The 12016-nt window shown below is 73.8% G+C and carries 11 protein-coding genes; 10 read left to right on the top strand and 1 reads right to left on the bottom strand.

Features of this window, described 5'->3' with window-relative positions:
• The first annotated feature begins 29 nt into the window (after positions 1 to 29).
• The 10 genes from GPA02_RS17395 to GPA02_RS17440 all read left to right on the top strand — a co-directional run bounded on the left by GPA02_RS17395 (position 30) and on the right by GPA02_RS17440 (position 11744).
• Positions 30 to 1199, top strand: a complete 1170-nt coding sequence (locus tag GPA02_RS17395) for an FAD-dependent oxidoreductase (RefSeq protein ID WP_156201710.1) — start codon at positions 30 to 32, stop codon at positions 1197 to 1199.
• Between the two features lie 307 nt (positions 1200 to 1506).
• Positions 1507 to 2280, top strand: coding sequence for a DeoR/GlpR family DNA-binding transcription regulator (locus GPA02_RS17400; RefSeq protein WP_156201711.1), 774 nt, complete (start codon positions 1507 to 1509; stop codon positions 2278 to 2280).
• Positions 2281 to 2306: 26 nt separating this feature from the next.
• The gene (locus GPA02_RS17405) at positions 2307 to 3686 is read left to right on the top strand and encodes an ABC transporter substrate-binding protein (protein WP_156201712.1); all 1380 of its coding nucleotides are present in this window, start codon (positions 2307 to 2309) and stop codon (positions 3684 to 3686) included.
• A 12-nt stretch (positions 3687 to 3698) separates the two neighbouring features.
• Positions 3699 to 4649 carry a carbohydrate ABC transporter permease gene (locus GPA02_RS17410; protein ID WP_156201713.1) on the top strand — a complete coding sequence of 317 codons (951 nt, stop codon included), beginning with the start codon at positions 3699 to 3701 and terminating at the stop codon, positions 4647 to 4649.
• Positions 4646 to 5539 (top strand): carbohydrate ABC transporter permease, encoded by an 894-nt coding sequence (locus tag GPA02_RS17415; RefSeq protein ID WP_156201714.1) that lies wholly within the window; start codon positions 4646 to 4648, stop codon positions 5537 to 5539. The genes GPA02_RS17410 and GPA02_RS17415 overlap by 4 nt, the downstream gene beginning before the upstream one ends.
• Positions 5536 to 7023 (top strand): mannitol dehydrogenase family protein, encoded by a 1488-nt coding sequence (locus tag GPA02_RS17420; protein WP_240134124.1) that lies wholly within the window; start codon positions 5536 to 5538, stop codon positions 7021 to 7023. The genes GPA02_RS17415 and GPA02_RS17420 overlap by 4 nt, the downstream gene beginning before the upstream one ends.
• Positions 7024 to 7135: 112 nt before the next feature.
• On the top strand, positions 7136 to 9130 hold the full coding sequence (locus GPA02_RS17425; RefSeq protein WP_204986667.1) for a beta-galactosidase: 1995 nt from the start codon (positions 7136 to 7138) through the stop codon (positions 9128 to 9130).
• Positions 9131 to 9191: 61 nt separating this feature from the next.
• Positions 9192 to 10220: an Rv2578c family radical SAM protein gene (locus GPA02_RS17430; protein ID WP_156201715.1), complete on the top strand. Its 1029-nt coding sequence runs from the start codon at positions 9192 to 9194 to the stop codon at positions 10218 to 10220.
• Between the two features lie 49 nt (positions 10221 to 10269).
• On the top strand, positions 10270 to 11061 hold the full coding sequence (locus GPA02_RS17435; RefSeq protein WP_156201716.1) for a putative protein N(5)-glutamine methyltransferase: 792 nt from the start codon (positions 10270 to 10272) through the stop codon (positions 11059 to 11061).
• A gap of 14 nt (positions 11062 to 11075) precedes the next feature.
• The gene (locus tag GPA02_RS17440) at positions 11076 to 11744 is read left to right on the top strand and encodes a hypothetical protein (protein WP_156201717.1); all 669 of its coding nucleotides are present in this window, start codon (positions 11076 to 11078) and stop codon (positions 11742 to 11744) included.
• A 19-nt stretch (positions 11745 to 11763) separates the two neighbouring features.
• On the opposite strand, the gene GPA02_RS18865 is transcribed toward GPA02_RS17440, so the two are convergent.
• Positions 11764 to 12016, bottom strand: a 253-nt coding sequence (locus GPA02_RS18865; protein WP_162457812.1) for a hypothetical protein, incomplete at its 5' end; no start/stop codon positions are given.

Consider the following 12016-nt stretch of genomic DNA (forward strand, 5'->3'; position numbering starts at 1 on the left):
ATGGGCCGCGAGGCGGCACGCTAGGGGACATGCGCGCGGACCTGGAGGCCGTCGTCGCCGGCGGTGGCATCGCGGGCCTCGCCTCGGCGGTCGCGCTGGCGCGCGCCGGATGGCGGGTGACGGTGCTGGAACGGGCCGCCGAGCTCGGCGAGGTCGGCGCGGGGGTCGCGCTCGCCCGCAACGGGATCGCGGCGCTGCACGCGCTGGGCGTCGACGTCGAGGCCGAGGAGATCGGGGTCCCCACCCGGGCCGGTGGGACGTTCGACCGGACCGGCCGCCCGATCCTCCCGATCGCCGACGACGTCGAGGGCGTCACGATGCGCGGCGTGCACCGCGCCCGCCTGCACGGCGTGCTGCTGGCGCACGCCCGCAGCCTCGAGGTCGAGATCGTCACCGGCGCCTCGGTCACCGCGGCCGTGCCAGGCGCCCCCGGCGGCGACCGTGCCCTCGTCACGACCGCGGACGGCACGACCCGGTCCGCCCACCTGCTCGTCGCCGCCGACGGCGTGCGCAGCGCGGTCCGTGCCGCCGTGGCGGGCGGTCCACTCCCGGCGTACTCGGGGTACTCGAGCTGGCGGGCGGTGCTGCGGCGCCGGCTCGAGGTGCCCGTGCTCACCCAGTACTGGGGCCCGCACGCCGAGGTCGGCACGATGCCCGTGGGCCCCGAGCTCACCTACTGGTACGGCTACGTCCGGATGCCGGCGGGTACCCGGTTCCTCGACGAGCGCGTCGCCGCGCGCGACCGCTTCCAGGACTGGGCGCCGGAGATCGGCGAGATCATCGACGCCACCCCGCCCGAGGCGGTGCTGCGCCACGACGTGCTGCACCTGCCGGGCGGCATGCGGCGCTACGCCGTCGGCCGTGTGGTCGCGGTCGGCGACGCCGCGCACGCGATGCTGCCGACGATGGGCCAGGGCGTCGCCACGGCGCTCGAGGACGGCATCTGCGTCGGCCGTCTCGTGGGCGAGCCGGTCGCCGCGGGCGCGCGGCTCGCGGACACGCTCGCCCGGTACGACGCCGAGCGGCGGCCGCGGTGCGCAGCGATCGCGCGGGCGGCCCGCGCCTCCGCGCTCATCGGCTCGCACCTCGGACCGGCGCTGCAGGGCGTGCGCAACGGTCTGATGCGCCGCACGCCGAGCAGCGCGGTGAGCCGTGGCGCGGAGGCCGTGATGGGCTGGGAGCCACCGCCCGCAGTGTGACCGGGCACACATCCGGCCATGACAACGTGCCTGAACGGGCAGGGCATCTGGCGACGTGACCGCTCCTGCTGGACCGGTCGTCGTCGACCTCTCGACGGCAAATCGACGGCGATCTCATCGGCCTCATGGGGATCTCGGCCCTGCTCGTCGGTCGTCCCCTGCGTGTGACCGGATGGCCGAGAGGGCTGCGAAAACGGTCACCACTCGGTCAGGCTGTGAGGGTCGATCCCACTTGGCGCCCCCACGGTGCCGCACTAGACAGGAGGGGACGGCACGGGCGCCGGTTCCCCGACGGAGTGGAGGCACGATGCCCGATCAGGCAGGCGACGCGCGGCGCGCGGCGATCCTCGCGCAGGCCCGTGACGAGGGCTCGGTGACGGTCGCCGACCTCGCTGCGACGCTCGGCGCGAGCACGGAGACGATCCGCAGGGACCTGCGGGCGCTCGCCGACGCCGGGCTGCTGCGCCGCACCCACGGCGGTGCGCGACCCGTCGAGGGTGCCGGCTTCGAGACCGCGCTCGCGCGCCGCGCGACCTCGATGCTGCCCGAGAAGCGCCGGATCGCGCAGGCCATGCTCGAGGAGCTGGGCAACGCCGAGTCGCTCTACATCGACGAGGGCTTCACGCCCGACCTCGTGGCGCGCGGGCTCGGCGGGATCAGCCGCCCGCTGGCCGTCGTCACGAGCTCGCTGTCGGCCGCCCAGCACGTCGCGGAGTTCAGCCAGCACACCGTCTACATCCTCGGCGGCCGGGTGCGCAGCCGCACCCAGGCCTCGGTCGACGAGTGGGCGCTGCGGATGCTGCAGGAGTTCACGCTCGACGTCGCGGTGCTCGGTGCGAACGGCGTCAGCCAGGAGCGCGGACTCACCACGCCCGACCCGGTGGTCGCCGCGGTCAAGCGTGCCGCGGTGGCGGCGTCGCGCCGCCGTGTCTTCGTCGGCGTCCACACGAAGTTCGGCGTGCGCAGCTTCGCGCACTTCGCCGACGTCGACGACTTCGAGCTGTTCATCACCGACACCGGGCTGAGCGCCGCCGAGGCGCACCGGCTCGCGGCACTCGGTCCACGGGTGCTGCGGGTCTAGCCGGACCCATCGAGGAGGAGGCAGGTATGTCGAGAACATCGCGCACCCGACGGCGCGCCCTCGCAGGCGCCGGCGTCGCGGCCGCGGGGCTCGTGCTCGCCGCGGGCTGCACCGCGGGGGCCGGAGGGCACTCCGGCTCCGAGCACTCGATCAACGTGCTCATGATCAACAACCCGCAGATGATGGACCTGCAGGCGCTCACGGCCGAGCACTTCACCGCCGAGACCGGCATCACGGTCAACTTCACGGTGCTGCCCGAGAACGACCTGCGCGACAAGGCGTCGTCAGAGTTCGCCAACCAGGCAGGCCAGTACGACGTCGCCACGCTGTCGAACTTCGAGATCCCGATCTACGGTGCGAACGGCTGGCTCACGCCGCTCGACGACTTCGTCGCCGGCGACCCGGACTTCGACCAGGACGACATCTTCCCCGCGGCCACCGAGGCGCTCAGCGTCGACGGCACGCTCTACGGCGAGCCGTTCTACGGCGAGTCCTCGTTCCTCATGTACCGGGCCGACGTGCTGGAGTCCCACGGCATCGAGATGCCCGACCGGCCCACCTGGCAGGAGGTGGCCGACGCGGCCGCCGCCGTCGACGGGGCCGAGCCGGGCATGGCGGGCATCTGCCTGCGCGGGCAGCCCGGCTGGGGCCAGGTGATCGCGCCGCTGACCACCGTCGTCAACACCTTCGGCGGCACCTGGTTCGAGGAGGACTGGACGCCGGGCGTCGACTCCCCGGAGTTCACCGAGGCGGTGCAGTTCTACGTCGACCTCGTCCGCCAGCACGGCCAGCCCGGCGCCCCGAGCGCCGGGTTCACCGAGTGCCTCAACGCGATGGCGAGCGGGCAGGCGGCCATGTGGTACGACGCGACGTCGGCCGCCGGCACGCTCGAGGCGGAGGGCTCGCCGGTCGCCGGCAGCCTCGGCTACGCGCAGGCGCCGGTCGTCGAGACCGACTCCGCCGGCTGGCTGTTCCTGTGGTCGTGGGCGATGCAGGCTCGCATCGCCGAGGAGGACCCGGAGCGGGCGGCCGCCGCGTGGGAGTTCGTCTCGTGGGCCTCCTCGGCCGAGTACGAGGCGCTCGTCGGCGACGTCTACGGCTGGGAGCGCGCACCGGCCGGCAAGCGCCAGTCGACCTACGACGACCCCGACTACCTCGACGCCGCGGGCGCCTTCGCGGAGGCGACGCGCACCGCGATCCTCGAGGCCGACCCCACAGACCCCGGCACGCAGCCGCGGCCGGCCCAGGGGATCCAGTTCGTCGGGATCCCGGAGTTCACCGACCTGGGCACCAAGTTCAGCCAGTACGTCTCGAGCGCGATCGCGGGCCGGACGTCGGTGCCCGACGCCGTCGCGCAGGGCCAGACGCTGGCCGAACGCGTGGCCGACACCTACCGAGACAACTGAGAGGAGGAGGCCATGACCACCGCCACCCAGGCCGCGCCGACGCCGACGACGGTGCGCCCGTCGACCACCGACGCGCAGGGCTTCCCGACGGAACCCCGGGCGCGATGGGCGCGCCGCGCGCCGCTGCTGCCCGCCCTCGTGTTCATGATCGTCGTCACCCAGCTGCCGTTCGTCGCGACGCTGGTGATCTCGTTCTTCCGCTGGAGCGCGTTCCGCCCCGACGACCGCGGCTTCGCCGGGTTCGACAACTACGCAGCGGTCTTCATCGACGCCGACCTGCGGGCGTCGGTGCTGACGACGATCGTGCTGACGGTCAGCGTCGTGCTGCTCAGCCTGGCCTTCGGCCTCGGCATCGCGCTGCTGCTCGACCGCAAGTTCCTCGGCCGCAGCATCGTCCGCACGATGATCATCGCGCCGTTCCTCGTGGTGCCCGTCGCCGCGGCGCTGCTGTTCAAGCACGCGATCTACAACCCGACGTTCGGCCTCATCAACGGCGTGCTCGGCTGGTTCGGGCTCGAGGGCGTCGACTGGATCAGCCAGTTCCCGCTCGGCACGATCGTCTTCCAGCTGGTCTGGCAGTGGACGCCGTTCATGACGCTGATCCTGCTGGCGGGACTGCAGTCGCGGGACGCGGAGGTGCTCGAGGCCGCCGCGCTCGACGGCGCGACCCCGTGGAAGTCCTTCGTGTTCATGACGCTGCCGCACATGCGTCGCTACCTGGAGCTCGCCGGCCTGCTCGGCGCCATCTACATCGTGCAGCACTTCGACGCGGTGTTCACGATCACCTCGGGCTCGCTGGGCACGGCGAACCTGCCCTACACGATCTACCAGACCCTCTTCACCGCGCAGAACTACGGCCTCGCCTCCGCCCAGGGCGTGCTCGTGGTCATCGGCACGATCGTCGTCGCGACGTTCGCGCTGCGAGCGGTGTCGAGCCTGCTCAAGGAGGAGGCGTCCCGATGACCGCCGTCGCTGCCGCACCCCGTCCCCGCCGCGTCGCCGCGGCCACCGCCCCGGGGCGCACCCGGGAGTCCCGCGCCACCCGCATGGGGCTGGGCCTCGCCGCCTGGGCGGTGGGCCTGCTGTTCGCGCTGCCGCTGCTGTGGATGGTGCTCACCAGCTTCCACTCCGAGACCGACGCGGCGAGCCCGACACCGCAGGTCTTCGCGCCGCTCACGCTGGAGGGCTACCGGTCCTTCTTCGGGGAGTCCTCCGGGGCGAGCCCGTGGCCCTCGCTCATCAACTCGCTCTGGGCCGCCGGCGTGAGCACGGTGCTGGTCGTCGCGCTCGCGGTGCCGGCCGCGTACGCGCTGTCGGTGCGCCCGGTGCGCAAGTGGTCCGACGTGATGTTCTTCTTCCTGAGCACGAAGTTCCTGCCGGCGGTCGCCGGCCTGATGCCGCTCTACCTGATCGCGGGTCGGCTGCGGATCCTGGACAACATCTGGTTCCTGCTGATCATCTACGCCGCGATGAACCTCCCGATCGCGGTGTGGATGCTGCGGTCGTTCCTCGTCGACATCCCGCCGGCGCTCTTCGAGGCCGCAGCGCTCGACGGCGCGGGGCTGATGATGACGTTGCGTCGCGTGATCATGCCGATCATCTCGCCCGGGGTCGCGGCGACCGCGCTGATCTGCTTCATCTTCGCGTGGAACGAGATGCTGTTCGCCCGTGTCCTCACCGGCGTGACGGCGGGTACGGCGCCCGTGTACCTGACAGGATTCGTCACGTCCCAGGGGCAGTTCCTGGCGCAGGTCTGCGCGGCCGCGACGGTGGTGTCGCTGCCGGTGCTGATCGCCGGGTTCGCCGCGCAGGACAAGCTCGTGCAGGGACTGTCGATGGGAGCCGTCAAGTGAGCCAGGACCGGACGCCGGTGGCGCTCAGCGCCACCACCCTGGAGGAGATCGCCGCACGCGGCGTCGAGGTGCCCTCCTACGACCGTGCGGCGGTGACCGCCGGGATCGTGCACCTCGGCGTCGGGGCCTTCCACCGCGTGCACCAGGCCGTGTACACCGACGACCTGCTGGCCGCCGGCGAGACGCGGTGGGGCATCTGCGGGGTCGGCGTGCTGCCGCAGGACGCCGCGATGGCGGAGGCGCTGCGCGCCCAGGACCACCTCTACACGGTCGTCGTGAAGAGCGGCGAGGAGGTGCGGGCCCGGGTGATCGGCTCGATCGTCGACTACCTGCTCGCGCCCGAGGACCCGGAGGCGGTCGTCGCGCGGATCGCGCACCCCGACACCCGGATCGTGTCGATGACGATCACCGAGGGTGGCTACAGCGTCAACGAGGCGACCGGGGAGTTCGACCCCACGCCGCAGGTGCTCGCGGACCTGCAGCCGGGGGCGACGCCGTCGACGGCGTTCGGGCTGGTCGCGGCGGGCCTGGCCCGCCGTCGCCAGGACGGCGTCGGCGGGCTGACGCTGCTCTCGTGCGACAACCTGCCCGGCAACGGCGACCTCGCGCGGCTCGCGTTCCTCGCGTTCGCCGAGCGGCTCGACCCCGCGCTGGCGGAGTGGATGCGCGCCGAGGTGGCGTTCCCGAACACCATGGTCGACCGCATCGCGCCGGTGACCACCGACGCCGACAGGGCGCTGCTGCGCGAGCGGTTCGGCGTCGTCGACCGGTTCCCGGCGGTGTGCGAGCCGTTCACGATGTGGGTGCTGCAGGAGGCGTTCGCGCCGACGGGCCGACCCCGCTGGGAGGACGCGGGTGCGACGTTCGCCGAGGACGTGCGGCCGTACGAGCTCATGAAGCTCGGGCTGCTCAACTCCTCGCACCAGGCGCTCGCGTACTTCGGGCACCTGCTCGGCCACGTCCACGCCGACGCCGCCGCGACCGACCCGGACGTCGCCGAGCTGGTGCGCCGCTACCTCGACGAGGCGACGCCGACGATCCCTCGGGCCGAGGGCATGGACCTCGAGGGCTTCCGCGACGAGCTGCTGCCGCGGTTCTCCAACGCCGCGATCGGGGACACCGTCGCGCGGCTCGCCGCGTACTCCTCCGACCGCATCCCGCAGTGGCTGGTGCCGGTGATCCGGGAGAACCTCGCGGCGGGTCGGCCGGTGCCGATGGCGGCGGCGATCGTCGCCTCCTGGGCGCGCTACGCCGAGGGCGTCGACGAGCAGGGCCGGCCGATCGACGCCGTCGACAACCGGTGGGAGGAGCGGCACGCCGCGGCGCTCGCACAGGCCGAGGACCCGCTGGCGTTCGTGCGCAGCAGGACGCTGTTCGGCGACCTCGCCGAGCGGCCGGAGTTCACCGAGCCCTACCTGGCGGCGCTCACCTCGTTGCGCACCGAGGGTGCGCGCGCGACGCTGCGGCGGCTGCTCGAGCGCTGACCGCTCCCGGGCCGCGCCCCGCCGGGCCGCACGGCCCGGCGGGTGCTCGCGGGTGCTCGCCCCCCGGGCGTCGCGGTTCGTCAGAACCGTCGCGGACCAGTAGCCTGCTGCCGTGATCGAATCGATTCATGGCGTCCGGGGGATCGGTTTCGGGGGCGACTACAACCCCGAGCAGTGGCCCGACGACGTCCGGCTGGCCGACCTGGACCTCATGCGCGAGGCGGGCGTCACCGTCGTCAGCCTCGCGATCTTCGCGTGGGCGAGCATCGAGCCCGTCGAGGGTCGCTACGACTGGGGCTGGCTCGACGACACGATGGACCGCCTGCACGAGGCCGGCATCCGTGTCTCGCTCGCCACCGCGACGGCCTCGCCGCCGCCCTGGCTCACCCGCAAGCACCCCGAGATCCTGCCGCGCACGGCCGACGGCACGGTGCTCTCGCCGGGCGCGCGCCAGTCCTACGCGGTCAGCTCGCCCACGTGGCGGCGCTACGCCGTCCGGATGGCCGTGGCCGTCGCGGAGCGCTACCGGGACCACCCGGCGCTGGCGCTGTGGCACGTCGACAACGAGATCGGCTGCCACGTCCCGCACGACTACTCCGACAGCGCGGCCGAGGCGTTCCGGCGCTGGCTGCGGCGGCGCTACCGCGACATCGACGCCCTCAACGACGCCTGGGGCACCGCCTTCTGGTCGCAGCGCTACGGCGACTTCGAGGAGGTGCTGCCGCCGCGCGCGGCGCCGAGCCTGTCCAACCCCACGCAGCAGCTCGACTTCGCGCGCTACAGCTCCGACGAGCTGCTGTCGTACTACGTCGAGCTGCGCGACGCGATCCGGCCGATCACGCCCGACGTGCCGATCACGACCAACTTCATGTGCACGACCGCCACGAAGTGGATGGACTACCGGCGCTGGGCCGCCGAGGTCGACGTCGTCGCCACCGACCACTACACGATCGCGGCCGACGCCGACCGGCACGTCGAGCTCGCGCTGTCCGCCGACCTGACGCGCGGCGTCGCCGGCGGCCGGCCCTGGCTGCTCATGGAGCACTCGACCGGCGCCGTCAACTGGCAGCCCCGCAACCGCGCCAAGGGGCCGGGCGAGATGATGCGCAACTCGGTCTCGCACGTCGCCCGCGGCGCCGACGCGGTCATGTTCTTCCAGTGGCGGGCCTCGCGGGCCGGCGCCGAGAAGTTCCACTCCGGCCTGGTGCCGCACGCGGGCACCGACAGCCAGCTCTACCGCGACGTCGTCGACCTCGGCGCCGCCGTCGGCGACCTCGCCCCGCTCGCGGGCAGCCGCGTCGAGGCGCGCGCCGCGCTCGTGTGGGACTACGAGGCGTGGTGGGCGGTCGAGCTCGACGCGCACCCGAGCGAGGCGGTCACCTACATGGACCGCATGCGCGCGCTGCACGCCGCGCTGTGGCGGCGCGGCGTGACGACCGACGTCGTCGGGTCGACCGACGACCTCGACCGCTACGACCTCGTCGTGGTGCCGACGCTCTACCTGGTCAGCGACACGGGCGCCGCGAACATCGCGGCGGCCGCCGAACGGGGCGCGACGGTCGCGATCACCTACTTCTCCGGCATCGTCGACGAGCACGACCACGTGCGGCTCGGCGGCTACCCCGGCGCGTTCCGGGACCTGCTCGGGGTGCGCAGCGACGAGTTCTTCCCGCTGCTCGACGGCGAGGTCGTCACGCTCGACGACGGTACCCGCGCCGACGTCTGGACCGAGCGTGTCGAGCTCACCGGCGCCGAGGCGGTGCGCACCTTCGCCGACGGCCCGATGGCGGGGCGCCCCGCCGTCACGCGGCACGCGGTCGGTGCCGGTCACGCCTGGTACGTGGCCACGCGGCAGGACGAGGCCGGTACCGACGCGCTGGTCGACGCCCTGCTCGCCGAGTCCGGCGTGACGCCGGTCCTCGACGTGCCCGCGGGTGTCGAGGCCGTCCGCCGCGTCGGCGACGAGCACAGCTTCGTCGTCGTCATCAACCACACCGACGAGGTGGCCGCGATCGACCTCACCGGCGTCGACCTGCTCACCGGGGCACGCGTCGAGCCGGGGTTCAAGGTCGAGGGCGGCGCCTGCGCCGTCGTGCAGGAGGCCTGACCCGCCCGACCGGCCGGGTCGCGCCCTCGTGCGAGGATCGTACGTATGTTCTACTGAGGGCATGCGGTGGGACGGCCAGCTGCTCGACGCCACGGACGGCGACGCGCTGCCCGGCATGCGGGGAGCCCGCGGTCTCGTGCGGACCTTCGACACCCCGGAGTTCCGCGGCATGGAGTTCCTCGAGGTCACCTCGCGCAGCGCGCTCAACCGGGTGCCGGGCAACGGCTTCATGGGCGGCGCCTGGACCGTCAACCCGTACCGGGGCTGCCAGCACGCCTGCGTGTACTGCTTCGCCCGCAACACCCACACCTACCTCGACCTCGACGCCGGCAGGGACTTCGACTCCCGCGTCGTGGTGAAGACCAACGTGGCGGAGGCGCTCGACGCCGAGCTCGGCCGGTCGCGTCGCGAGAAGCCCGAGCGCGTCATGCTCGGCACCAACACCGACCCCTACCAGCGGGCCGAGGGGCGCTACCGGCTGATGCCGGGCGTGATCCGCACGCTGGCGCGGCACGGCGTCGGCATCTCGATCCTCACCAAGGGCACGCTGCTGCGGCGCGACCTGCCGCTGCTGGTCGAGGCGGCCGAGCGGGTCCCGGTCGACCTCGCGATGTCGATCGCCGTGTTCGACGACGAGCTGCAGCAGTCGGTCGAGCCCGGCACCCCGACCACCGCCGCCCGGCTCGCGACCGTGCGCGCCGTGCGCGACGCCGGGCTCGCGTGCGGGGTGCTGATGATGCCGGTGCTGCCCTGGCTGACCGACTCCGAGGAGCACCTCGACACCGCGTTCGCACGGCTGGCCGAGGCGGGTGCCACCTCGGTCAACACCTCCGCGCTGCACCTGCGGCCCGGCGCCCGCGAGTGGTACCTCGCCTGGCTCGCGCGCGAGCACCCGCACCTCGTGCCGCGTTACGAGCGGCTCTACGCCGGCGGCGCCAACGCCAGCCGCGACTACCAGGACTGGCTGCGGGAACGGGTCCGCACGGTGCGGCGGCGGCACCGGCTCGACGTGGTGCCGGAGCCGCGCCGCCGGACCCCGCCGCCGACCCGCGTGGTCGAGCCCGAGCCGGTCACGCCCGCACTGTTCTGACCTGGTCCGACCTGTTCCGAGCCGCGCCGGCGTGGCAGGCTCGTCGCTCGTGACCGACGACGTCGTGACGCGCCTGCGCGCGGCCGGCTGCGTGTTCGCCGAGGAGGAGGCGGCGCTGCTGCGCGAGGCCGCCGACGGGGCGGCGCTCGAGCCGCTGCTCGCCCGACGGCTCGCGGGCCGACCGCTCGAGCACGTGCTCGGCTGGGCCGAGCTGGCCGGGGTGCGGGTGGCCGTCGGGCCCGGCGTCTTCGTGCCGCGGCAGCGCTCGCGGGTGCTCGTCGAGACGGTGCTCGACCTCCTGCCGGAGGAGGTGTCGGGGGTGGTGGTCGAGGTCTGCTGCGGCGCGGCGGCGGTCGCGACGGTCGTGGCGCGCGCCCGGCCACGGCTGGAGGTCTGGGCGAGCGACGTCGACCCGACCGCCGTCGCGACCGCGCGCCGCAACCTCGCACCCGACCGCGTCCTGCGGGGCGACCTGCTCGACGGGCTGCCGGGTGCGCTGCGCGGCCGCGTCGACGTCGTCGTCGCGAACGCGCCCTACGTGCCGACCGGCGAGCTCGACCTCATGCCGGTCGAGGCGCGCGAGCACGAGCCGGTGCACGCCCTCGACGGCGGCCCGGACGGCGTCGACCTCCACCGCCGGATCGCCGCCGAGGTCGGCCCGTGGCTGCGGGAGAGCGGCGCGGTCGTCGTCGAGACCAGCCGCCGGCAGGCCGCGGCCACCGCGGCCGCGTTCGCCGTGCACGGGTTCGCCACCCGACGGCGGCACGACCCCGAGATCGACGGCACCGCCGTCGTCGCGACCCGACCGGTCGGTGCGACCTCGACGTCTTGCGACGCCTGAACTAGCGTCGAGGCGTGATGCGACCCACCACCCGACTCCTGCCCCTGCTGGCCGCCGCGGCGCTCGGCACCACCCTGGCCGCCTGCAGCGACCCCGCGCCCGCGCCGTCCGACGGCACCGCCGCCTCCGACGACACCGCGCAGAGCGACGCCACCGCACCGTCCGACGGCACCGCACCGGCCGACGGCGACGCGACGGAGACCGCGGACGGCTCGTCGGACGGCGCGGCCGCGTGCCTGGTCGGCACCTGGCAGATGGCGCCCGAGGCGATGGAGCAGCAGGTGCTCGCCCAGCTCGGCGCCGAGGGCGAGGTCGAGGCCGAGGGCACCTCGACGATGACCTTCGACGCCGGCACCGCGACGATCGAGACCGACAGCACCAGCGCCTTCTCGATCCCGACCGACGTCGGCGTGACCGCCGAGGGCGATGCCCGCACCTCGGGCTCGATGGTGCTCGGCTACACGGCCGACGACACGACGATCACCTACACCGAGGTCGTCTCGGCCGAGGGCACCACGACGTTCACGATCAACGGCGAGAGCAACGAGGTAGACCTCGCCGAGACCGCGGCGCTGATGACCGAGCTGACCTACGACTACACCTGCACCGACGCCGAGCTCACGCTCACCTCCGAGATCCCGGGCCTCGGGCTCGAGGTCGAGCAGACGCTGACGCGCTCCTGACCGCGGCGCGCGCCCGCCGTCAGCCGCCGAGGTCGGCGAGCAGGGCCGCCTTGCTCTTGCTGTAGTAGCCGGGGATCCGGCGGCGCTGCGCCTCCTCGCGCAGCTGCGCCACGGTCCACGTCGCGTCGGGCGTGCCGGAGGTCGCGGCCGACGTCCTGCCGCCGCGGGTCCCGCGCGCCGACGAGCGACGCCGGGGCGAGCGGCCTCGTGCCGCCGCCGGCGAGGTCGCGTCGGTGACCGCCGCGTCGTCGCGCGCCCGTCGGCCTGCTGCT

The sequence above is a fragment of the Actinotalea caeni genome, from assembly GCF_009733795.1.
In the GTDB taxonomy this organism is placed as follows: domain Bacteria; phylum Actinomycetota; class Actinomycetes; order Actinomycetales; family Beutenbergiaceae; genus Pseudactinotalea; species Pseudactinotalea caeni.